This is a genomic window from Planococcus chinensis (assembly GCF_020071995.1).
GTDB classification, from domain to species: domain Bacteria; phylum Bacillota; class Bacilli; order Bacillales_A; family Planococcaceae; genus Planococcus; species Planococcus chinensis_A.
This window is the reverse complement of sequence record NZ_JABWTK010000001.1, coordinates 376,003-398,965: the sequence shown is the minus strand read 5'-3', so window position 1 is coordinate 398,965 and position 22,963 is coordinate 376,003. Positions and strand designations below refer to the sequence as shown.

Here is a 22,963-nt window from a genome sequence, read left to right as displayed (position 1 = left end):
TTCTATTAACAGCGTCTGTTATTTTCTAATTATTAGATAACTTTATCTCAAAATGTGTCTAAAATGTGTTTTGCGGAGTAGAAGAGTGTTAAAAGTGGTTAAGCCAGATAATTTGCCACCTAAAGCAGCACTTTCTAAAATCCGAGCAATTTCCGGAAATAACTTGAATAGGATTGGCTGACCGGTATGCGTGCACCGTCATTCATTGCCAGCACAAAAGTCGAATGCGTATCCGGATAAATTTCTTCTATATGATGGACATTCACGATAAACGATCGGTGGCAGCGGATGAATAAGTCCCTCGGCAGCATATACTCAAATTCCTGCAGCGAGTTTTTATTTGTGCCCCAAAAGTTGTCCGCATAGACATAGGTCTTGCGGTCTTTTACTTCCAAATATTTTACGTTGCCAAACGGAATCGGCTTCCAGCCATCGGCGCTTTTCACAGTGACGACGGACTTGCCGTCTGTAAAAGCCGGATAAATCGCCATTACCACTCCCTCAAGCTGCCCGTCCTGTTCAAACGGAACGGCCATTCCGTGGTAAGGCACCCCAAAGATTTCCTTGTCAATAAACTCCGAAGCTTTCTGCTTTGTTTCCAGCGCTTTGTACGCAATGGTTCCTTCTTTTACCGGATCGCCGATTTGAATCTTCAGATCGATCCGTTTGCTTGGCCTGTAATAGATATATTCCTTTGTATTTGATACCGCAATTGAAATTTCATCCGAAAACAGTTCTCCAATGACATCCAATAGCGAATCGAGTGTAAGCCTTTCCATGAGCGGCCTCCTGTCTTTTTATTCAATGCTTAAATTATAGCGCAGCACCCTGCCCGCTCCCAGTCCAAATTAAAACAGCCACCCCTTTTAAGGGCAGCTGTTCGATTTTTCGCCATATCTCCTTACAGCATTGTGCCGGTTTGCGCCAATTTCGCATGCCACGAAAAGGCCTGTTCCAGCACATGCGGCGTCTGGCCGCCGCGCGGCAAAGCTTCCGCATAATAACTGCGCATTTTTTCTTTATACATCGGATGCACACAGTTCTCGATAATCAGCGCCGCACGTTCCCGCGGGGCCAGCCCCCGCAAGTCCGCATAGCCCTGTTCCGTCACCACGATATCGACGTCGTGTTCCGTGTGGTCAATATGAGTGGCGAATGGAACGACGCTCGATATTCTTCCGCCTTTGGCGATCGATTTGGTGACGAAGATCGAAAGCCGCGCATTGCGGGCGAAATCTCCGGATCCGCCGATGCCGTTCATCATTTTTGTCCCCGACACATGGGTGGAGTTGACGTTTCCATAAATATCGAATTCCAAAGCCGTATTGATCGAAATCAGTCCGAGGCGGCGGATGATTTCGGGATGGTTGGAAATCTCCTGCGGCCGCAGAATCAGTTTGTCGCGATATTTCTCGAAATTGCCATAGACCTGCTTCATCTTTTCCTGAGACAAGGTGATGGAAGAACTGGAGGCGAAACGGACTTTCCCTGCATCGATCAGCTCGAACACGGCATCCTGCAGCACCTCCGAGTAAACTTCCAAATCGCCGAATTCTGAATCAAGCAAGCCGTGCAGGACCGCATTGGCGACAGTCCCGATTCCCGATTGCAGCGGAGCCAGCTTTTCTGTCAGCCTTCCCGCCCGGACCTCGGAACGAAGAAAGTTCAGCAAGTGCTCCGCCATCAATTCTGTCTCTTCGTCTGCTGCCGCAATAGTCGAAGGTGAATCCGGCTGATGCGTAAAAATGATGCCCCGCACTTTCTCCAAATCGACTGGAATCCCGGGAACTCCGATACGGTCGCTCGCACGGGTCAGCGGGATCGGCGAACGCTCCCCTTGTTTGCCAGTGTCGTAAATATCGTGCAGCCCTTCAAACAAAGCCGGCTGGGCCGTATTGATTTCCACTATGACATTTTTTGCGTACTGCACAAAAAGAGCCGAGTTGCCGACCGATGTTGTGGGGATGATCAATCCGTCTTCTGTGATGCCGAGCGCTTCAATAATCGCAAAGTCAATCGGTTCAATGACTCCCGCCTTGATCCATTCAGCGGTTTGGGACAAGTGATGGTCAACAAACAGCATGTCCCCTTCGTTGATTTTCCGGCGCATCACCGGGTCGGCTTGAAATGGCAGGCGTTTGCGCACGATGCCCGCTTCTGCAAACAAACGATCGATATCCGAGCCTAAAGAAGCCCCGGTAAAAACATTCACTTTGAAACTTTCCGTTTCCGCCCGCTTGATCAGCGCAAGCGGCACCGCTTTGGCATCTCCTGCACGCGTAAATCCGCTGAGCCCCAACGTCATGCCGTCCTGAATCCAAGAAGCCGCCAGCTCTGCGTCGATAATCCGTTCCTGCAATTGAATGGCTTTGATCCGTTCAGTGGTATGTCCCATCACAGTCACCTTTCGTGGCTTGAATGTCTTCTGTTACTGCCTTAATTATACCTTACCTTTATGCAGTTTTAATAAACCCCTGTTCCCTGTTTCTACTATATTAAGCTTTATATTCACATCGCTGTAACAAAACCAGCAAGGATTTTAAGCTTTGTAAGCGTTTCATTTGCTTTTAAAAACGTGATTTCCAGATAATTTTCTAAGGGGATTTCGAGCAAAAAGGCTTTGTGACGGGCTTCATAAATGTTGAGAATATTTATATAACGAAATAATAAATTGTTTTGATATCGTGATATTTTTATGTGTAAAACACATTGACTTTGAAGGTTTTTCATCATAATATAGGAAAGTTGTCAAAACAAGTAGAGTTTGTACAATAATTTTAATTGAATCGAGGCACCATTTAATGTCTTCACCTCAACGCAAAAAAATCAGTATATTAATGATTACAATGTTTATTACGATAACAAGTTTCGGGATTACCGGACCGGTGATTCCGGCTTATCTGGAATCGATCAATCAAGGCGGGATGGCTTCGGGAATGATTATCGCCATCTTTGCCGGCGCGCAGCTCCTGTTTGCCCCGCTCGGCGGCAAATGGACCGATCAATTTGGCCGCCGCAAAATGATTATTATCGGTCTGATGCTGATCACTGCCGGCGGTTTTTTATTTTATTCAACTGATACCTTATGGGTTTTATATGCTTCACGGGTGCTCGGCGGAATCGGCGATGCGTTCCTGATTCCGGCTGTCTTCGCTTATACAGCAGACATCACGACGCCTGAACAGCGCGCAAAAGGCACCGGCCTTGTGACGGCTTCCATGTCGATGGGGCTCGTAGCCGGTCCGGCGATCATGCTGTTCATGTCTGATTTCCATGTGAAAGCGCCGTTTTTGATGTCGGCATTCATCACGCTTTTAGCAGTTCTGTTTTCAATCGCCTTTTTGAAAGAAAGCGATCCTTTGCGGACCGGGCAAGCCAATGTACGTGATTTGGATGACGAAGAATCGATGTCCAAAAAAATTGCCCGCTCCACCAAAATGCCGTATTTCATTCCATTGATCATTACGTTCGTGATGAGCTTCGGTTTGATCGCTTACGAATCAATTTTCGGGCTGGTGCTCAACGATGAGTTCAATGCCAGTGTTCAGGATATTGCCCTCATGTGCATCGCCATCCAGGGCGTCAGCGTTCTGACGCAGTTGTTTGCAGTCGAGCGGCTGATCCGCCGCTTTGGCGAAGTGCCTATCCTGATTGCATTCCTCGGAGTCGCTTCGGCCGGCTTCCTGCTGGCGCTTGTGGCCAATACATATGCCATGTTCTTTGCCGTGACATTGATTATTTTCATGGCGATGTCCATTCTTCGCCCGGTGTTGAATATCCTTGTTTCCAAACTGGCAAAAGGCGAAGTCGGCTTTGCCATGGGTCTCAGCACTTCTTTCATGGGCATCGGCAACGTTATTGGACCGATTTCAGCAGGATTGCTGTACGACATCAACCTGGTCTTCCCGTTCATTCTCGGACTTCTTATGCTGGCGGTCACCATTTCGATTACGGTCGGCTGGCACATTACACGCAGCAAAAAAGCTGCAGCAACGTCCGAAGAAGCACTTTCATTTGAAGCCGAATCCGCTCTTTAAGGACCGGCTGGCTGTTTAACCTTTACATTTCCGACGCTTTGCTTTTGGTGAAAGAAATTTATTCTATAGAAATGAGGCTTTTCCTGTAATGTCTTCTCAACAACGCAAAAAAATTACGATCCTGATGGTGAATATGTTTATCGCCATCGCCAGCTTTGGAATTATCGTCCCGATTCTCCCTGCCTATCTCGTGTCCATCAACCAGGGCGGCACCGCCGCCGGGTTGATGATCGCCATATTCGCCGGAGCCCAGCTTCTGTTTTCGCCGCTCGGCGGCAAATGGGCGGATATTTACGGACCGCGCAAAGTCATCATCCTCGGCTTGTCGCTGTTGACCGTTTCCATGCTGATGTTTTATGCGACGGATTCAATTTGGCTTCTTTACGCTTCACGCATCGTCGGCGGAATCGGCGACGCCTTTCTTGTTCCCGGCATCTTTACGTATGTAGCAGGCATCACGACAGCCGCTCAGCGCGCCAAAGGTACCGGCCTTGTAACAGCTTCGATGTCACTCGGATTGGTCATCGGACCTGGAATCGGCGGCTTTTTAGCTGATTTTGACTTGAAATTGCCGTTCCTGGTTTCGGCGATCGTTACGTTCACAGCTGTCGTCTTTTCAATGGTCATGCTGAAAGAAATTGCTCCGACTGCCGACAGCACGAAGCAGGCGGAAGAGTTTGCAAAAGACGAATCGATGCTGGAGCAAATCGGCCGTTCCGTCAAAATGCCGTATTTCATTCCATTGATCATCACGTTTGTCATGAGCTTTGGGCTGGTCGCTTACGAGTCGGTCATCGGCATGTATTTAACGACAGAATACGGTTCGACTTCCAAAGACATCGCCATGATGATTACCGCTACCGGTCTTGTCAGCGTCATTGTCCAAGTATTTGTCGTCGACCGCCTGGTGCGCCGCTTCGGCGAAGTGCCGGTACTGATCGCTTTCCTTGGGCTTGCGACTGCCGGTTTCCTGTTATCGCTGGTTGCTGGAAGCTACGCTTCGTTTTTCGGTGTGTCGCTCGTCATCTTCCTGGCAATGGCCATCTTGCGGCCGGTGCTCAATATCCTGATTTCCAAAATGGCAGAAGGCGAAGTCGGCTTTGCGATGGGCATGAATACGTCCTATATGAGTCTTGGCAATGTACTGGGGCCTTTGTCTGCCGGCCTGCTGTTCGACTTTAACATTAACTATCCGTTCATTCTTGGCCTCGGCCTGTTGATCGTGACACTTTCCATTGCGATGGCATGGCGCAGTTCACGTGCAGCCAAAGCTTTGGCGCTTATGCGCATTGAAGAATCTGAAGCTGAGTCTCTTGTTTAAGAGATTCAGTTTTTTATTGGCAAAAAATACAGGTCGACGAGGCATAAATTTCATCTCCCGAAATAAATTCCCTAAACTCAGTTCAGTTGCATTGACAAAAACTGCCTGCTCAAATTACTATAGGTAGGCTGAGAAAAAAACTCGGAACTATATATAGAAGAAAAGAGGCTGCTGCCCATGTCTACGGACCAAAGAAAAAAGATCATCATATTGATGATCAATATGTTTATTGCCATCGGAAGCTTCGGCATTATCATCCCGATCCTTCCCTCTTATCTCCAATCGATTAACCAAGGCGGCTTGGCTGCCGGCCTCATGATTGCCATATTCGCGGCGGCACAGTTTGTGTTCTCGCCGGTTGCCGGGAAATGGGCGGATCAGTATGGTCGCCGGAAAATGATCATCTACGGGCTGGCCGGTTTGACGCTGTCCATGTTTGTGTTTTATCTATCGGATTCCATCTGGATTCTGTACCTGTCACGCGTAATCGGCGGAGTCGGAGCTGCTATGCTCGTTCCGGCCATCTTTGCCTATATCGCTGACATTACAACGTTCGACCAGCGGGCTAAAGGAAACAGCCTGGTTTCTGCTGCCATGTCGCTTGGCATCGTTGTAGGGCCCGGAATCGGCGGATTCCTGGCTGAGTACGACTTGAAATTGCCGTTTTTGGTATCGGCACTCGTTTCGTTAGTGGCCGTCCTCTTTTCAATGATCTGGCTGAAAGAAAACGATGCCGTTGAAGCGGATCCGGCATTGGCAGCTACCTTGACTGATGAAGAATCCATGATGAAGAAAATCGGACGCTCCGTGACCATGCCGTATTTCATCCCGTTGGTTATCACCCTTGTCATGAGCTTCGGTTTGCTGGCGTATGAATCGGTCGTCGGATTGTATCTCGACAACCAGTTCCAGTCGACCGCTAAAGACATCGCCTTTATGATTACGGCTACTGGCATCGTCGGTGTGATTGTGCAGCTGTTCATCGTGGACCGCATTGTCCGCCGCTTCGGCGAAGTGCCCGTACTGATTGCTTTTATCGGTGTCGCAGCAGCCGGTTTCCTGTTGTCCTTGTTTGCCGGAAGCTACGCGATGTTCTTTACCGTCTCACTGATTATCTTTATGGCCACTTCCATTTTGCGTCCTGTGCTCAATACGCTCATCTCCAAAATGGCTGAAGGCGAAGTCGGATTTGCGATGGGCATGAACAATGCTTACATGAGCATCGGCAATGTCATCGGACCGCTTCTTGCCGGAGTGCTTTACGATTTCAATATTTCTTATCCGTTTATCCTGGGATTTGTGATGCTGATGGTCACCATGATGATTACGGTCACTTGGCAGCGTTCACGCGTAGCGAAAGCCAATCCCGCTTTGTAATTCGATAAAACTGGAACCCTTTGCCGGGGTTCCAGTTTTTTTATACATTCTTTTATCCTCCTGCCCCTAAAGCTTTACTGAATGGCTCCAAAGGTTGTATAATAATTATACAGACATGTTAAAGAAACGGAGGTATAGCTATGTATAATATTAAAGCAGCTGCTAAGCTTTTAGATATGCCAAAGGTAACCATCCGTTCCTGGGAAACCCGATATAATGCCATCACACCAGCGCGCACTGAATCCGGACACCGCCTTTATTCGGATCAGAACCTGGAAGATTTGAAATGGCTTAAAATACAAGTGCAGGAAAAAGGCTTTAAAATCAGTGAAGCCGTCAAGCAGCTTCATGCTTCTAAAAGAAAACCCGCCGAAAAAGCGATGATGCCGACTACGTCGACAGAAGACGATCCGTTCAGCAAGTCAATCCAGGAACTATATTTGGCGGCTTCCGAGATGGATACGGAACGCTTCAACTATCTGCTCGATCTGAACTTTTCTTTATTCCATTATCGTACGGTCTTTTTCTCCATCATCGCACCGTTGATGGTCCACATTGGAGAAGAATGGGAAAACGGCTCACTTACGGTGGCTCATGAACATATGATCAGCCACCTTGTACAACAACGCTTTTCTCATTTCTTCCGCATTTTCCCGACATCCACAGAACTGCCGAAAGTGATGGCGCTGTGTCCAAGCGGCGAAAACCATCAGCTGGGTCTTTTGCTGTTCACTTTGTTCTTGCGGGAAAACGGCTTCCCTGTCATGTATTTCGGACAGGATACACCGATTGACGGGCTGCCGGAAGCCGCGCGGCAGCAGCAGACCGAAATCGTCTGTATGTCGATATTGGACCCTAAGCTTTTGCCGACCGTCGAGCATTACATCGAAGAGTTGTCCAAAGAAAATCCGCGCATGCGTTTTCTTGTGGGCGGCAAGGGCGCAGAGCAAAAGCTGCACTCCAGCAAGGTCTGGTACCTGGGCGAAACTTATGAATCTTGGCAGCAATGGCTTGATGAACAAAAAGAACTCCCTTTAAGCAAAGCTTAAAGGGAGTTCTTTTCTGTATCCGTCCGATTTAATTTCAGCCCATAAAAAAAGATCTGCAATTTATTGCAGATCCAGATCCTGATAATCTTTTTGGTACGGGCCGTTGTCTGTCACTTCCGAATGGTAGAGGGCTTTCAATGCAAAGTTCTTTTCCAATTCCATATCTTTCATCAACGTTTTCAGACGCTTTTTCAACTCCGGATGATCGCTTACGAGCTGTTCCATTTTTGATTTCGTGTATTTCATGGGGATTTCCAACTCCTTTCGATCTCTTTCATCCATTATACCACCACAGGGCGGTTTGGAGGAACTGTGCCGTGCCCACAGAAAAACGCATCTGCCTCAGGACAGATGCGTTTTTTCAATTAACCGATGACATGAAACACAAAGTTCATGAGGAACAAGCCGGCGATGATGTAAAGCGTCATCGATACTTCCCGCCATTTTCCGATCGCAACTTTCAAGATCGGGTACAGGATAAAGCCGATGGCGATGCCGTCCGCAATGCTGTACGTGAAAGGAATCAATGCCACAATCAGCAGCGCCGGGAAGCTTTCGCTCATGTCCTTCATATCCAGGTTGCGGATATTCTGAACCATCAAGCCGCCGACAATGATCAGGATCGGCGCAATGGCGCTGTCCGGAATCAGTTTGATGGCCGGAATGAAGAACACCGAAACCATAAACAGGATTCCTGCCGTAACCGACGTCAAGCCGGTCCGTCCGCCAGCCGCCATGGCCGCCGTACTTTCAGCGCTCGCCACCGTCGGGCTTGTGCCGAAGATGCCGGATGCCATTGATGATACAGAAGTCGACTGGAACGCACGTCCGAATTTCTCAGGGCGTTTCACAAACGACACCTGCCCCTGAACAGTGCCGATGTTCTCGAAAACGATAACCATCGTCAAAGAGAAAACAGCAACCCAAAACGCCATCGACAAAATCCCGTCAAACGACAGCGCACCGAACACAGCGAACGCTTCAGCGGCCTCGATGGACGATCCGCCCAATGCGCTCATATCGATCAGACCGAAAAACGACGCAATCACGGTTCCTGCCACAACCGTAATCAGGAAATTCCCCGGTACATTGCGGATAAACAGCACAATCGCCACGACAAACGTCAAAACCGTCGCCAACACATGCGGTTCACCGAGTGAGCCGAGTGCCAGAATCGATGACGTGCCGCGTTCGACAATGCCGCCTTTTTCCAGGCCAATCAGCATCAGGAACAAGCCGAGCCCTACCGTAATCGCTTCTTTCAGCGAATACGGCACCGCTGCATTCAGCAGTTTCGCAAGAGGCGTGAACGCGATGACGACGAAGATGAGCCCTGAGATGAACACAACAGCCAGTGCTTCCGGCCACGACAAGCCCATCGACTGGACCATCGTGTACGAGAACAAGGCGTTGATCCCCATGCCAGGCACCAAAAGAATCGGCGCATTGCCCCAGAAACCCATCACCAGACAGCCAAATACGGATGCCGCAATCGTTGCGACAATCGCCGCTTCAAGCGGCATGCCGGACTCCGATAAGATCAGCGAATTGACCGCAATGATGTACACGACTGTAAAAAAGCCGATAACACCCGCAGACATTTCCCGTTTCACCGAAGTTCCATTTGTTTGAAGACCAAAAAAGCGGTCCATCCAATTAAACATTCACAAAACCTTCTATTAAATTAGCCCTCTCCCTACCCGCTCTTCCCATATGTAACAGGTGAGCCAATATAGGAGTTTAAGCCAAAAAAAGGATGCTGTCAAGGTATTTAACTTGAATGTGGTTTATTCGTTTTCCACATTCAAACAGCAGCAAATTAATGGGTTTTTGCATCATTTATTTAGCTGATTTCAAGCTGTGTGAATGATGCTATACTGCATTTAATTCACTAGAAGGAGGCATGCATTTGGAATTGCGTATACTGACAAAAACGGAAGCGTTGGAGCGGCTCGCCGGCCGGCTTCCGGCAGCTCATCCCGAAAAGAATTATATACAAAGTGAATGGAACCGGGCAGTTGCCGGGTATAGAGGCGAAAGCCGACTTGCTTCACGTATGAAAGAATTTCATTTGGAAGAGACGTTCGACATGCTGTGGGATGTAAACCTGAAGTTGGGTAATTGGCTCGTACAAATGGATGCTCTTCTGTTGACCGAGCGCTGCGCCATTATTATCGAATCGAAAAACATCAGCGGCAAAATCCATTTTGATGACAACACCGGCGAATTTTACCGGTTTGACGAAGAAGATGTGAAAACGGTGATGGAAGACCCGCGCGTCCAGCTCAACAAACACATCCGCTTTCTGGCGACATGGTTCAAGGCACGGAAAATCACTTTGCCTATCCGCGGCTTGATTGTGTTCACCGCGAAAAAGTGCGAGTTCATTGCCAAACCAGCCGATGCTCCGATCTGCAAAACGTATCAACTGCCCGAAACCCTCTTAAAAATCTGGACAGCTTCTCCCCCAAAAGTGCCGGATGTAAAATTACTGAAAATCAAAAAGACGCTTCTAGCAAATCAAACCCCTTTTAGACAAACTCCATTGTGCAAAAGATACTTCATTGATCCAATTGAGTTGAAACCCGGCGTCTATTGCCGAGGCTGCCAGTCGTATGCCATGCAGCGTGTGAAGCGAAGCTGGCAATGCTCAAGTTGCGGAGAACGAGACAGTTCCGCTCATATACTGGCGGTGCGGGAGTATTTTACGCTGGTCAGCAGCGAACTGACGAATCAGGAGTTCAGGAGATTTTGCGGGATAGAATCTCCGTTTGTGGCTTCCCGTCTTTTAAGACAGTTGGACTTGGATAGGACAGGTGAATTGAAAACCACTACGTACAGATTAAAGTAAATGTCTAAGCTCGTTGCACATACCAACGAGCTTATTTGCCGATTTTTGTTGAACGCAAATAAACCCTTGGCGAACGCAAATAAACTTTTTTAAGCGCAAATAAACTTCTTGCGAACGCAAATAAAACTTTTTAAACGCAAATAAATCTCGATTTTCAAGCCCTTCACCGCATTTCGCCTGCGAAATGCATCCATTCCTGCCCTTAAAAACGCACTTTCGACGCTTTTCAACCCAAAACCAACCCATAAACGGAAAAAGCGGCCGCAACAGACGGCCGCTTCCTTAAAGAAGGACGCTTTTCGCCAGCGAAAAACGTCCGATAAGCAAAAACCCCTCTCCGCCAGTGGACGAAGAGGGGTTTAGTTTGTGAATTTATTATTACATGAACATACCGGCAATGGCCGCACTCAGAAGTGAAGCGAGCATCCCGGCCGCAACCGCTTTGATACCCAAACGCGCGATATCCGGACGGCGGCTTGGAGCCATCGCTCCCAATCCTCCAAGAAGGATTGCCAATGAGCTCAAGTTAGCAAAGCCACATAGTGCGAAGCTGACAACGAGAACCGTTTTTGGTGACAAGTTTGCAATTTCAGGGGCAAATGCAGTGTACGCAACAAATTCGTTAAGCACCAATTTCTGTCCGATGAAACTACCCGCTTGTACAGCTTCTGCCCAAGGCACACCAATTGCCCAAGCCAGAGGTGCAAAGATAACGCCCAAGATTCCTTGGATCGTCAAGTTGTCTGTACCGAACCAGTTGCCGATTCCGCCAAGCATCCCGTTCAATAAGGCAATCAAAGCGATGAACGCAAGCAACATGGCGCCGACATTCAATGCCAATTGCAATCCATCCGCCGCACCGCGTGCAGCAGCGTCTACAACGTTGACTGAAGCATTGTCTTTTTCCATGACAAAATCTTTTTCTTCAACTTTTTCAGTTTCCGGCAACATGATTTTAGCCATGATCAGACCGGCTGGCGCTGCCATGAAGCTGGCTGCCAATAAATATTCAAGAGGTACACCTAAAAGCGCATAACCGGCAAGCGTCGAGCCGGCTACCGAAGCAAGTCCACCCGTCATAACCGCGAAAAGCTCGGATTTTGTCATGCCGGCGATGAACGGACGGATGACAAGCGGTGCTTCTGTCTGCCCAACGAAAATATTCGCCGCAGCTGAAATCGACTCCGCTTTACTTGTTCCAAGAAGCTTCGATAATGCGCCTCCAAGAAGTTTGATGATAATCTGCATAACACCCAAATAGTAAAGCACCGAAATAAGAGACGAGAAGAAAATGATGATCGTCAATACTTGGAAGGCAAATACGAAACCGAAGTTTGTCGTATCAGCTGCAGGGCCGAATACAAACGAAATCCCTTCTCCAGCATAGTTGATGACGTTTTGGACAAGGTTTGAAAGTTTAAGGAGCGCTGTTCTTCCCAATTCCCATTCCAAAACCATAAATGCAAACGTAATTTGGATAGCTAATCCACCCAAAATCGTTCGCGGACTGATTGACTTTCGGCTGCTTGATAATAGGAAAGCGATTCCCAGAACAACGAATACGCCGAAGATGCCCCATAATAAATTCACAATTTCACCTCATTATTTTTTCCGGCTTGAAACGCTTTCATTTCAGCCAGTTCGTCAGTTAATTAGTTTACTGTCGTCAGACATCTTACCAAATCCACGAAAAGAAGTAAATGGCTATCCTGTGACAAATTCTTATCGTAAAAGTTGTTATAATGCAATGAAAATTCAAACAGGCATCCAGTAGAATATCCTTACTTCCTGTTCTTCGCAGGTTCCGCTTTTTTCAGGAAAAATGCCAGAAATACGCCGATGCCACTCAATACACCGACCACGATAAACGAAATATTTACGCCGCGCACGAGCCCTTCTGCACCGTATTGCTGCGGGTCCAAAGCCGTACCGGTCATAATGGTGACGAGCAGCGCTGTGCCGATTGAACCGGAAACTTGGCGCATCGTATTGCTCATCGCCGTGCCATGCGGGATGAGACGTTCAGGCAGCTGATTGAGCCCCGCCGTCGTGACCGGCATCATCACCATTGAAACCCCGAACATCCGGATGGCGTGCATGACAGCCAAATAAGTGAAAGAAGTCGTTGTCGTCAACACAGAAAATTGGAACGTGGAAACCGTGACGATCAGCAGCCCAATCACCGCCAGCCATTTGCCCCCTGCCGCATCGAAAATCTTACCGGCCACCGGATTCATCGCTCCCATGATGATGGCGCCCGGCAGCAGCATCAGGCCCGATTCAAAGGCGGTAAAGCCGTGCATATTCTGCATGTAAATCGGCAAAATGGTCGCACTGCCAATCATCGAAATAAAGACAATAACGCTCAATATCGTCGACAAGGTAAAAATGCCATAAGAAAATACACCGAATTCCAGCAGCGGCTCCTTCAACCGGGATTGACGGCGGATAAACACGATCAGCGAAACAATGCCGACTGCAATCGAGGCGATGACGGGCCAGCTTCCCCACCCCGAATTGCCGGCACTTGAGAAACCGTACAAGATGCCGCCGAAACCAAAAGTGGAAAAGATGACAGACGGCAGATCCAATTTTGGGAAAGTCTGCTTGGTCACATTGCGCAGCAGGAAATACGCCAGCACAAAATCAGCGACGGCAATGGGAATCACGATATAAAAAAGGGCGCGCCATGGATACTGCTCCACAATCCAGCCGGACAAGGTCGGGCCAAGCGCTGGAGCAAATGAAATGACCAGCCCGAACAAGCCCATGGCTTGCCCGCGCTTTTCAACAGGGAACACGATAAATAGAATGGTTTGCGTCAACGGCATCATGATGCCGGCGCCGGAAGCCTGCACAATGCGGCCGACCATTAGCAGCGGAAAGCCGGGAGCAAACGCACAAATGATCGTTCCGGCCGCAAACAAGCCGATGGCCGCCAGGAACAAGCGGCGCGTCGAAAATTTGCCGATCAAAAAGGCGGTAATCGGAATCATGACTCCGTTCACCAGCATAAAAACCGTCGTCAGCCACTGCGCCACATTGGCGTTGATGTCCAAATCGTCCATGATATGCGGCAAGGCGGTGGCAAGCAAGGTTTGGTTCAGAATCGCCACGAACACGCCCGCCATCAATACGGCCAAAAACGGCCCTTTGCGGAAATTTTTATCCGTGATGGATTGCTGCTCATTTCTCAATGCCACTCACCTCCGCATGTTGAAAGTGAAAATCTGTCTATATTGCTGATTACCCGTTGGTGTATCAAAAAAACGCACATCTTTTCAGATGTACGCTGTTTTTTCACAGATTATCCGCAGTCTTTCAAACGGATTTGATTAAACGGTTGTAGGTTCTTCCGCAACCGCCCGCGCCTTTATCTTTTTACGATAACGAACACGGTAAAATACCAGATAAAGCGCTGGAATCATGACCAGCGTAAAGATACTGGAGAAAGCGAGTCCGGCAATGATGGTGATCGCCAGTGCTTCAAACAGCGGATCGCCGGACAATGCCACCGGAATCAATGCCACAATCGAAGTCAACGACGTTAACACAATCGGTTTGATGCGGGCGTAGCCGGATTCGATAATCGCATCCTTAATATTAAAGTCTCCGGACAATCTCCGGACTTCCACGAAATCAATCAAGACCACCGCATTCCGCACCACGATCCCCGTCAAGGAAACGATTCCCATAACGCCAAGGAAGCTAAGCGGCGTCTGGGTGATAAAGAGCCCGAGCATGGCGCCCGATATGCCAAGGTACACAGCAATCAGCACAAGGAACGGCAAGCCGAATGATTTGAACTGGAAGGCAATCACCAGGTAAACCAGCAGGATGACCACCAGGAACAAGAGGCCGATTTCCGTGAAGAAGGCTTCCTGGTCCGAATTTTCCCCGCCGGTTGACAGTTCATAGCCATCTGTCAGATCTGCGCGCTGTTCATCCACCACAGCGAGCATCTTGCTTTCAAAATTATCCACTTCGCCAAATGCCCGCAGCGTAATGGAACGCTCCGCATTTTGATGCGGAATCTGTGCAACAACAGACGTTTCTTCAGGCGTCAGCAATTGATCAAGCCCCACCAGCTGAGGCGGTCCTTGCTGCGGCCCTTGCCCGTTCAATACCGGCAGCTGGAAGTCAGCGAGATCAATGTCTTCTCCGTCTTCAATGCCCGCCTGCTTCAATACCACATCATAAGACGTCTGCCCTTCATAAATGCTATAAAGCGGAACGCCTTGCGTCAGCAGCTGCAGCTGGTTTGTCACCGTGCTGAGCGGAATCCGGTTTTCATCCAATGCGGCATTGTTCGGTTCGTAACGGATGGCCGGCACCGCTTCCCCGAGGTTATCGGTGACAACGTCCGCTCCGCCAGCCAGCATATCTGTTGTCAACTGGTCACGCAGCGCTGTCAATTCCGCCAAGTCAGCGCCTTTTACCGTAACAGTTACCGGTGCTCCGGTCGGTGGCCCCTGGACAATCGTGCTCAGGAAAATTTCTGCATCAGGGTACTGTTCCCGGAGTTCCGGCTGCCATTTGTCGATAAAGTCAGCAGCCGTTGTCTGTTCCCGGTCAATCCGAAACGCAACTTGTCCTGTGTTCGGACCGGTATTGTCCATCGATGAAGCGAACAGATTCGGCAAGCCGTCACCTGTAAAAATCGATACTTCATCAATATGCGGTTCTTCATCCTGCATTTTCCCTGTCAATTCCTGAAGAAACTCATCCGTCTCTTCAATGTTTGTGCCTTCCGCAAGCCGCACATCCATTGTTACTTCTTTGCGGTCAGCTGCCGGGAAAAATTCAAATGGCGTAAAGAATGCCAACGACAACAAGCCGGTTGCCAGCACCAAACCGCTGATTCCCACAAGCAAAGGCCGCTTCAGCACACCGCGCAGGATTTTCTCCGAATAAAACACCGCCATTTTTTCAAGCGGCTTTCCAAGGAACCCAGGCGTATCGGAAACTTTCTTTTTGCCGCCGCGCTTGGTTTTCAAATACTGCATAATCGGCACAAGCGTAATCGACAGCACGGTTGATGCAATGATGGTCGTAATCAAAATGCTCGGCAGTGCTTTGATGAATGCGCCGTTGCCGCCTGACAGCAGCAAGAGCGGCGAGAAGGTTACCACAATCGCAAGGCTCGATGCGATGATCGAAGAATAAACTTCTTTCACGCCGTTGACGGCGCCGTCCATCGGAGAATCTCCGAGCTTATAGCGGCGCTGGATATTGTCGTTGACAACAATGCTGTCATCCACCAGAATCCCGATAGCGATAATCAGGCCGATTACGGAAATCTGGTTCAAATCGACGCCCATGAACGGGATCGGAATCAGGCCGATCAGGACTGAAGCAAGAACAGTCAAGGCGACAGCAAGCGCTCCGTACAAAGTCAAGCCGGCAGTGGTAATGATCAGAACTGCCAGTACCGCAATCAGCAATGATTCATACAAACTGTCAAAAATCGTATTCACATTCTCTGCCTGGGATTCGTAGCGTTCCGCTTCGACTCCGGCCGGCAAGGTATCGACGAAGGCTTCAATCACTTCCGAAGCCTTCTCATCCACAGAAGGCACGTCCTGAGCCGATTTCAAAAAGACGGTATACGAAATGGCCGGCTGCCCTTCATATGTAACAATGTCTGTTTTGTTTTGATTGACGCTTTCGATTGTTGCTACATCTTCAAGAGGCACTGCTGCAGAACCGACGCGCAGTGTTTTTAATTTATCGACCCCTTCTTTCTGCTGTACGGTCAGGAGCAATTGCTCGTTGCCATTGTCATGGGAGCCAAGCGACAGCGGCTGGTTCGCCTGCTGAAGCGATTCAAGCACTTCAAATGGCTGCACTCCGCTCTGGGCAAGCTTGTCCGTCTGGAGTTCAACCAGGATCTGGCGCCCGTCCAAACCTTTAACTTCCGTTCCTGCAACGCCGTTTACCGCTTCCACTTCTTCGCTTAAATCAGCGAACGCCGTTTCCATTTTCGCAAGCTCCGCTTCATCGCCGTAGAACATATACGACACCAGCGGGAAGGTCAAATCAAGCTTTTCGACAGTAGGTGCCTGTGCCTGGTCCGGAAACTGGGACGATGCACGCTGGACTTGCTGCTGCATTTCCGTTACCAAACCATCTGCATCAACCCCGTCCTCGATCTCCAGAGTAATAATAGAAGCCGAATTCGAAGAAACCGACTGCATTGTGGAAATGCCGTCCACTTTCTGCAATTCGCGCTCAATTGGATTTGTGATCGATGTTTCAATTTCTTCGGGGCCTGCGCCGGGCAATATGGTGGAAACCAGCACGAGATTCGGCGGCGTTTCCGGAATTTCACGCTGCGGCAGCGTCGTAAATACATATGCTCCTATAACCGTAAGGATAAAAAACAGGAATAAAAACAATTTGCCCCGTTCAAGTAAATAACGCATATGACACCTTCTTCCTTTAAATTTTGTATAACTATTGTATAACTATTTTCTATGTATAGCTATTCTGAACTCCCGGATGCAAAAAAAAAAGACCGGATTTCTCCGGTCCCTTTTTAAGACAGCGGCAGATGCGTCGTTTTCTGTTTCATGTAATACGCTGCAGCAAAAATGGCGATGGGGACCAAAATGCTGAGCCGGAACCAGATGCCCTGGCCTCCAAGGAAGATCAGCATCATTGGAACCAATATGGCGGCACCGCTCCAAACAAGCGCTTTCCACGAACTTTTCCATAAACCGTAGATGAACAGGATGACTGAAGCGATAACCAGCGACCAGAGCAGTATACCCATGACAAAGAGGCCCATCAGCAGTTCCTCCTCAACCGTAATGTCTTTCTGCTTTTCTATACCCCGTTTATTTTCTTTCAACGCTTTTCAAATAAAAAAACCAGATGCAAAAAGCACATCTGGTCTTCGGAATTATAAATTTTTAAGGAACAGCCGGATCACATCGGCACTGCCGATAATATTGCCGGCCGCCGTTCCCAGGTTGGTGAGAACGACTACCAAAAGGACCCGCGTGACTTTATTGTCCCAGAAGCCTTTCAACGTAAAGACATCTTTCGACAGCGTTTCAAAATCGCCGACATTCGGGCGTCTTACGTAAGCCTGCATCAGGCCTGAAAACCAACCGGCGGCAAGCAGTGGATGCAATGCGCCGACCGGCCCGCCGACAAAGGCGGTCAAAATCGCCAATGGATGGCCAAATGCCAACGCTGCGCCGATTGCGCCAAGCGAAGCGGTCCATAAAATCCAACTGATCGTGCCATCGATGCCCGCTGCCGGGTTATTGTAAAACGTGATGGCAAGCAGCGCGATCAAAAGAATCGGCAGCGCCCATCCGATGATGGTCGGCCATTTCGATTTCGGCGGCACTTCGGACAGCGCTTTTAAATCATGGTCATTATGAATCTCTTTCGTAATCCCCGGTACATGGGCGGCCCCAAGAACAGCCACCACTTTATCCCCCGGTGCGTCTTTGATTTTCTGCGCCAAGTACTGGTCGCGTTCATCGATCAGCGGTTTTTTCAGCCGCGGAAACGATTGAGTGAAATCGTTCAATACTGCGTTCAGCGTATCCTGTGATTTCATTTTTTCAAGGTCTTCCTCGGAAATCGTCTCTTTGCTGAAAATGCTGAAGAATACAGAAGTCAATAGCTGCGCTTTCCCCATAAACCCGATATTGCTCCAAATCCGTGAGAACGTCACTTGGATGTTGCGGTCGGCAAGCACCAGTTCTGCCCCTGTTTCTTTGGCTGACGTAATTCCCTGAATCATTTCCTGGCCAGGCTTGATGCCAAACTGGTCGGCTAAACGGTTCTGAAACGAAGAAATTGCCAAGTTCATCAGCAGCAGGCTGGATTTCTTTTCTTTAATGACTTTGAAAATATCAGTCTCTTTCCATTTGCTGTTTTCCATGACTGACTGGTAGCGCTGTGCATCAAGTTCTATGCAAACCGAATCCGGACGTTCCGTTTCGATGACCTGCTTGACTTGTTCTGCACTTTGGCGCGATACGTGCGCTGTCCCGATGAGGATCAGTTCACGGCCGTCAAGCTGGATGCGTGTAATATTTTCTTCATGCATAAAATTTCTTCCTTCATAGAACTGATTTCTTCCCGCAGGAACGCGAAAAGACTGTCTATTTCAATAATGAATCACAACACCGAAAATATCAATGCAAGGCTCTTCGTTTCCCGATTTTTTTCGCAGGAAAGCGTCACAGTTCCGGCGCATTGAATGTATCGCCGCCTTGGATTGTTCCGCTGTCAAATCCTTTATAGAACCAGCGCTTGCGCTGTTCGGAAGTACCGTGTGTAAAACTTTCCGGAACCGCATAACCGCGCGAACGTTTCTGGATGGTGTCATCTCCGACGGCACTCGCAGCCGTCAAGGCTTCTTCCAAGTCCCCTTCTTCCAAAAGGTCCATGCCTTGTGCGTGGTGAGCCCAGACACCCGCATAATAATCAGCCTGCAATTCGAGCTTGACCTGCAATTTATTGTATTCCTCTTCGCTCAGCTGGTTCCGCAAAGGCTGCACTTGTTCCATAATCCCGAGCAGGTTCTGTACGTGGTGCCCGACTTCATGTGCAATGACATACGCCATCGCAAAATCGCCCGGCGCCTGGAATTGCTGCTGCAGTTCATCATAGAAACTCAAGTCAATATACAGCTTTTGGTCGCCCGGACAATAGAATGGCCCGACTGCCGCTCCCGCTGTTCCACAGGCAGATTCAACACTGCCATTGAAAAGGACGAGCGTCGGTTCAGCGTATTCCATGCCCTGTTCCGCAAAAACCTCTGCCCAGACATATTCCGTATCCGCCAGCACAACCGACACGAAATCGGCCAGCTCCTGTTCCTGCTCGGTTTCCACGTATGGTTCATTCGATTGGGTGCCCGTGCCGATGCCATCCATGAGGACTCCCGGGTCACCTCCGAGAAACGCCACCAGAAGAACAATGAGCAAGCCGCCGATTCCGCCGCCTGCCACTAATCTTCCTCCGCCACCTCCGGAACCTCGCCGGTCTTCGACATTTCTACTGGCTTGTCTGCCTCTCCACTTCATAAAAATTCGCTCCTCGCAAATACACTTTTCTTAAGCTTATACCCCAATTACAGCACGTTCTAATCCACTTTACGGAAGCCGGTAAATCAGGAAGCGTTCCCGGAGGTCGCGTTCGATGCCCGGAAGCGGAATTTCCGCCGCCTGTTCAAAGAGCGTCCGGTTTTCCAAATAGTCTACGTAATCATTCGAGGGAAAAAACAGGATCAAGTCGACCGGACGCGGTGCCCCTTCCACCGACTTTAAAATATTGTTGACGGTAGACATGAAAATCTGGACTGAAAACGGATTAAAGAAATAAAACCGGTTGTCTCCCGGCGCAATATTATAATCCTGTGCCAGGCAGCAGCAAAAATCAATCTTCCCTTTGGCCTGTCTGTGCTTCTTCTCAAAATTTGCCCGATTTTCCAAAGCTTGTTTGTAAAAGGTTTCATCTATCTCGACGCCGGCCGACTCCAGCCCGAAGCGGTGATGCACATAGAAATTCAGCCGACCTTTGCCGCAGCCAAAATCAACGAGCCTGTCTTCAGGCGCCAGCCGGTATTCGCCGAACAGAATGTCCAGCAGCGCATACGGCGTGGGCTCGTAGCGGTTATGGTGCAGCGAGTCCGGAAAGCCCGCTTGGCTTTTTGCCGTGCGGATGTTCAATTGTTCATCGCGTTGATGCTCATTCACAGCACTTCCCTCCATTTCAGTAAAAATAGTACGCCCTTCCCTTGCATTTGGAAAGAGAATTTGATAAAGTTTAGCTAATTCAATATTTTCTTGCTCCTGTAACATGGAGTGAGGATAGAGGCGCAAAAACCATCAGTACACGAACCGAGGAGTATGAGATCCTTTGACGTTCCTGGAAAGGGGGATTTGCCGAAGCGGTGAGACACTCATGGTCGACTCCGCTGGTTCTGCATTAAACAAATGCAGGACTGTCATATAGGAAACTATATGGAGGGCTATCTGACGCACGGAAACGATGGAGTGAACATTGTTTCTATACGCAGCAACGAGACCCTCGTTGCTGCTTTTTTATTTTACATGCGGCTGGTCCATCACCTCTGATTCTAAAAAAAAAATGAGAAAAGGGTGGTATTATGAATTTCGGCCAAATTATTACAGCAATGGTGACGCCATTTGATACAAACGGAGAAATCGATTTTCCAGCAACGAAAAACTTAGTGGAGCATCTAATCGCGAACGGATCAGACGGACTCGTGGTAGCCGGTACGACCGGTGAATCTCCGACCCTATCGACAGAAGAGAAAGTGCAGCTGTTCAAGTTCGTCGTGGAAACTGCAAATGGACGGGTCCCTGTAATTGCAGGAACCGGATCAAACAACACGCGCGCATCCATCTCTTTGACCAAACAAGCCGAGGACGTCGGAGTCGATGCCATTATGCTGGTGACGCCGTATTACAATAAACCTTCACAGGAAGGAATGTTCCAGCATTTCCAGGCCATCGCCGCATCAACGCGCCTGCCAATTATGCTGTATAACATCCCGGGGCGCAGCGTGGTCAACTTATCTGTAGACACCGTTGTTCGTTTGTCCCAAATTGACAACATCGTCTCCATCAAAGAAGCGAGCGGCAACCTGGATGCAGCAGCTGAAATCATTGAACGCACCGCTGATTCCTTTACGCTTTACAGCGGAGACGACAGCTTGACCTTGCCGATTCTTTCAATCGGAGGCAACGGCATCGTGTCGGTTGCGGCGCACATTATCGGCAATGAAATGAAAGACATGATTACCAACTTCCGAAACGGCAACAATACAGCTGCAGCTGCGGCACACCGCGGCCTGCTGCCAGTCATGAATGCATTGTTTGCTGCGCCAAATCCAGTGCCGGTGAAAACGGCCTTGAATCTGTCTGGCGTAGAAGTCGGAGGCGTCCGCTTGCCGATGATTCCATTGAACGAACAGGAGACCCTAACATTACGTCAGGTGTTATCGTCCGGCAGAGTCAACTCTTGATTAGATTTAATAGATGAAAAACAAGAAGAAAAAGAGAGAACTTATCAACCGATATTCCGCAAACCAGCTCCGCTTGCCGCGGGCGTCTCCGCTGGGTTGCTCCATATCGAGGGAGAGCAATGAATAAATAGCATGCTTACTCTTCCACTCTTTTTGATAAAAAGAGTTCTCTATATAAAAGAGTAAACCGAATGAAGCGGAAAGTGGCGACTCCAGCGGGAGCAGCACGAGCTGAAGACCCTGCACTGAGCGCAGCGAAGGAAGCAGCTGAAGCCGTGCCCGCGGAAAGCGTCCACTTGGAGCGAAATGAATAAACGCTTCTTTTGTTTCTCGACCGCTAAAAAAACCGCTGAAGCCAACGCTTCAGCGGTTTTTCTCTTACTTCATTTCAGTCAGTTTTTTAAATGCCTGTTTCAAGCTTCCGCCTAATGACAGCTGATTGACGTCGATTCCGAGCTGGATCATGGTTTGGGCTATTTCCGGACGGATGCCGGTCAATACTGCCTTTACGCCGATCAAGTTCAAGGATTGCGTCAGTTTGATGATTTGCTCGGCAACCATCGAGTCGACTTTTACGACTCCCGATAAATCGACGATCAGAACCGAAACCTGCAGACGGCCAACAGCAAGCAAAGTCTTCTCGAGGATATGCTGCGCCCGGTCCACTTCAATGGCTCCGACAATCGGCAGGACGGCGATTTGGTCATTTACCGGAACAACCGGCGATGACAACTCGAGGAATTCTTTCCTAGCAGCTGCCAGATTCTTCTGATAGGAGTTGATGTAAGTAGAGCTGTACGAATGGGCCGCGTGGTCCAGCAGGGAATGGAAAAACTCCATGACTTCAAACAGAATTTTCAGCGGCACTTTCTTCTGGATTGCCTCTGTTTTAATCACCTTGCCGATATGCTTGCGGTACAGATGCGTTTCTGCCAACGCTTGATCAAGCGACATGCCTTCTTGCAAAAAATAATTCCCGGTAGCTTCTCCCCAACTGGAAATTTCTTCAAAAACCGTCTCCGGATCTGTGTAATTTTGAATTGATTTCCCCAACAGCGTGATAAAGCCCGTCCGGAATTGAGAAACAGATTCAAGAAATTCTTTGTACTGTTCAATCTCTTCAAGGCTGGCGTTTTTTAAAGTTTCTTCCTGTATAAGTTCGGCAATCAAGCGTTGATCTTCTACCACACGCTCTCCAAGCAACCTGATTTCTCTTTCCATTCGGACCTCCATAAGCAACATTCGTAAGATTTGTTGAATTTATTATAACTGCAGAAAGTCCGTTCGGATACGCCCGCAAAGATATTT

General features: G+C 48.9%; 19 protein-coding genes and 1 riboswitch. Of the genes, 7 read left to right on the top strand and 12 right to left on the bottom strand.

From position 1 onward, the window contains the following. Nucleotides 1–134: 134 nt before the first annotated feature. Together HU147_RS01965 and HU147_RS01960 are read right to left on the bottom strand one after the other, a co-directional pair. Complete coding sequence (locus tag HU147_RS01965) at nt 135–779, bottom strand: LytTR family DNA-binding domain-containing protein (RefSeq protein WP_224074635.1); 645 nt, start codon at nt 777–779, stop codon at nt 135–137. Between the two features lie 122 nt (nt 780–901). Next, nucleotides 902–2,395: an acetyl-CoA hydrolase/transferase family protein gene (locus HU147_RS01960; protein ID WP_224074634.1), complete on the bottom strand. Its 1,494-nt coding sequence runs from the start codon at nt 2,393–2,395 to the stop codon at nt 902–904. Between the two features lie 406 nt (nt 2,396–2,801). Here HU147_RS01960 and HU147_RS01955 point away from each other — a divergent pair, with 406 nt between their 5' ends. The 4 genes from HU147_RS01955 to HU147_RS01940 all read left to right on the top strand — a co-directional run bounded on the left by HU147_RS01955 (nt 2,802) and on the right by HU147_RS01940 (nt 7,784). After that, nucleotides 2,802–4,037, top strand: a complete 1,236-nt coding sequence (locus HU147_RS01955; protein WP_224074633.1) for an MFS transporter — start codon at nt 2,802–2,804, stop codon at nt 4,035–4,037. A gap of 88 nt (nt 4,038–4,125) precedes the next feature. Next, nucleotides 4,126–5,358, top strand: coding sequence for an MFS transporter (locus HU147_RS01950; protein WP_224074632.1), 1,233 nt, complete (start codon nt 4,126–4,128; stop codon nt 5,356–5,358). Nucleotides 5,359–5,535: 177 nt separating this feature from the next. After that, complete coding sequence (locus HU147_RS01945) at nt 5,536–6,735, top strand: MFS transporter (protein WP_224074631.1); 1,200 nt, start codon at nt 5,536–5,538, stop codon at nt 6,733–6,735. Nucleotides 6,736–6,875: 140 nt separating this feature from the next. Next, complete coding sequence (locus HU147_RS01940) at nt 6,876–7,784, top strand: MerR family transcriptional regulator (RefSeq protein ID WP_224074630.1); 909 nt, start codon at nt 6,876–6,878, stop codon at nt 7,782–7,784. 60 nt (nt 7,785–7,844) lie between these two features. Here the strand turns inward: HU147_RS01940 and HU147_RS01935 are convergent, their stop codons facing one another. Together HU147_RS01935 and HU147_RS01930 are read right to left on the bottom strand one after the other, a co-directional pair. Continuing rightward, nucleotides 7,845–8,030 carry a hypothetical protein gene (locus HU147_RS01935; protein ID WP_224074629.1) on the bottom strand — a complete coding sequence of 62 codons (186 nt, stop codon included), beginning with the start codon at nt 8,028–8,030 and terminating at the stop codon, nt 7,845–7,847. A gap of 119 nt (nt 8,031–8,149) precedes the next feature. Then, the gene (locus tag HU147_RS01930) at nt 8,150–9,448 is read right to left on the bottom strand and encodes an NCS2 family permease (protein WP_224074628.1); all 1,299 of its coding nucleotides are present in this window, start codon (nt 9,446–9,448) and stop codon (nt 8,150–8,152) included. Nucleotides 9,449–9,693: 245 nt separating this feature from the next. Between HU147_RS01930 and HU147_RS01925 the strand changes: the two genes are divergently transcribed. Next, entirely contained in the window at nt 9,694–10,635 is a 942-nt protein-coding gene (locus HU147_RS01925; RefSeq protein ID WP_224074627.1) for a nuclease-related domain-containing protein, read from the top strand. Nucleotides 10,636–11,013: 378 nt separating this feature from the next. Here HU147_RS01925 and HU147_RS01920 read toward each other — a convergent pair whose 3' ends face one another. From HU147_RS01920 to HU147_RS01890, 7 genes are all read right to left on the bottom strand, one after another. After that, complete coding sequence (locus tag HU147_RS01920; protein WP_224074626.1) at nt 11,014–12,225, bottom strand: NupC/NupG family nucleoside CNT transporter; 1,212 nt, start codon at nt 12,223–12,225, stop codon at nt 11,014–11,016. Nucleotides 12,226–12,416: 191 nt separating this feature from the next. After that, entirely contained in the window at nt 12,417–13,766 is a 1,350-nt protein-coding gene (locus tag HU147_RS01915; RefSeq protein WP_224074867.1) for an MDR family MFS transporter, read from the bottom strand. A gap of 204 nt (nt 13,767–13,970) precedes the next feature. Beyond that, nucleotides 13,971–17,060, bottom strand: coding sequence for an efflux RND transporter permease subunit (locus HU147_RS01910; protein ID WP_224074625.1), 3,090 nt, complete (start codon nt 17,058–17,060; stop codon nt 13,971–13,973). A gap of 113 nt (nt 17,061–17,173) precedes the next feature. Continuing rightward, nucleotides 17,174–17,488 (bottom strand): hypothetical protein, encoded by a 315-nt coding sequence (locus HU147_RS01905; protein WP_224074624.1) that lies wholly within the window; start codon nt 17,486–17,488, stop codon nt 17,174–17,176. A 51-nt stretch (nt 17,489–17,539) separates the two neighbouring features. Next, nucleotides 17,540–18,706: a TraB/GumN family protein gene (locus HU147_RS01900; protein WP_224074623.1), complete on the bottom strand. Its 1,167-nt coding sequence runs from the start codon at nt 18,704–18,706 to the stop codon at nt 17,540–17,542. 133 nt (nt 18,707–18,839) lie between these two features. Further along, nucleotides 18,840–19,688: a KPN_02809 family neutral zinc metallopeptidase gene (gene ypfJ / locus HU147_RS01895; RefSeq protein WP_224074622.1), complete on the bottom strand. Its 849-nt coding sequence runs from the start codon at nt 19,686–19,688 to the stop codon at nt 18,840–18,842. A gap of 69 nt (nt 19,689–19,757) precedes the next feature. Further along, the gene (locus HU147_RS01890) at nt 19,758–20,360 is read right to left on the bottom strand and encodes an SAM-dependent methyltransferase (RefSeq protein ID WP_224074621.1); all 603 of its coding nucleotides are present in this window, start codon (nt 20,358–20,360) and stop codon (nt 19,758–19,760) included. A gap of 107 nt (nt 20,361–20,467) precedes the next feature. After that, nucleotides 20,468–20,646: riboswitch (Lysine riboswitch) on the top strand. Nucleotides 20,647–20,773: 127 nt separating this feature from the next. Between HU147_RS01890 and dapA the strand changes: the two genes are divergently transcribed. Beyond that, on the top strand, nt 20,774–21,655 hold the full coding sequence (dapA, locus tag HU147_RS01885; RefSeq protein WP_224074620.1) for a 4-hydroxy-tetrahydrodipicolinate synthase: 882 nt from the start codon (nt 20,774–20,776) through the stop codon (nt 21,653–21,655). Nucleotides 21,656–21,846: 191 nt separating this feature from the next. Next, entirely contained in the window at nt 21,847–21,969 is a 123-nt protein-coding gene (locus tag HU147_RS19380) for a hypothetical protein (RefSeq protein ID WP_263427570.1), read from the top strand. A gap of 64 nt (nt 21,970–22,033) precedes the next feature. On the opposite strand, the gene HU147_RS01880 is transcribed toward HU147_RS19380, so the two are convergent. After that, a complete protein-coding gene (locus HU147_RS01880) occupies nt 22,034–22,876 on the bottom strand; it encodes an STAS domain-containing protein (RefSeq protein WP_224074619.1) in 843 nt (280 codons plus the stop codon). Nucleotides 22,877–22,963 lie beyond the last annotated feature (87 nt).

Excerpts from the sequence above, each read along its gene's own strand:
- HU147_RS01965 (WP_224074635.1), bottom strand. The coding sequence starts at position 779 with ATGGAAAGGCTTACACTCGATTCGCTATTGGATGTCATTGGAGAACTG.
- HU147_RS01960 (WP_224074634.1), bottom strand. The coding sequence starts at position 2,395 with ATGGGACATACCACTGAACGGATCAAAGCCATTCAATTGCAGGAACGG.
- HU147_RS01955 (WP_224074633.1), top strand. The coding sequence starts at position 2,802 with ATGTCTTCACCTCAACGCAAAAAAATCAGTATATTAATGATTACAATG.
- HU147_RS01950 (WP_224074632.1), top strand. The coding sequence starts at position 4,126 with ATGTCTTCTCAACAACGCAAAAAAATTACGATCCTGATGGTGAATATG.
- HU147_RS01945 (WP_224074631.1), top strand. The coding sequence starts at position 5,536 with ATGTCTACGGACCAAAGAAAAAAGATCATCATATTGATGATCAATATG.
- HU147_RS01940 (WP_224074630.1), top strand. The coding sequence starts at position 6,876 with ATGTATAATATTAAAGCAGCTGCTAAGCTTTTAGATATGCCAAAGGTA.
- HU147_RS01935 (WP_224074629.1), bottom strand. The coding sequence starts at position 8,030 with ATGAAATACACGAAATCAAAAATGGAACAGCTCGTAAGCGATCATCCG.
- HU147_RS01930 (WP_224074628.1), bottom strand. The coding sequence starts at position 9,448 with ATGTTTAATTGGATGGACCGCTTTTTTGGTCTTCAAACAAATGGAACT.
- HU147_RS01915 (WP_224074867.1), bottom strand. The coding sequence starts at position 13,766 with ATGGCGGGCGTGTTCGTGGCGATTCTGAACCAAACCTTGCTTGCCACC.
- HU147_RS01910 (WP_224074625.1), bottom strand. The coding sequence starts at position 17,060 with ATGCGTTATTTACTTGAACGGGGCAAATTGTTTTTATTCCTGTTTTTT.
- HU147_RS01900 (WP_224074623.1), bottom strand. The coding sequence starts at position 18,706 with ATGCATGAAGAAAATATTACACGCATCCAGCTTGACGGCCGTGAACTG.
- ypfJ (WP_224074622.1), bottom strand. The coding sequence starts at position 19,688 with ATGAAGTGGAGAGGCAGACAAGCCAGTAGAAATGTCGAAGACCGGCGA.
- dapA (WP_224074620.1), top strand. The coding sequence starts at position 20,774 with ATGAATTTCGGCCAAATTATTACAGCAATGGTGACGCCATTTGATACA.
- HU147_RS19380 (WP_263427570.1), top strand. The coding sequence starts at position 21,847 with ATGAAGCGGAAAGTGGCGACTCCAGCGGGAGCAGCACGAGCTGAAGAC.
- HU147_RS01880 (WP_224074619.1), bottom strand. The coding sequence starts at position 22,876 with ATGGAAAGAGAAATCAGGTTGCTTGGAGAGCGTGTGGTAGAAGATCAA.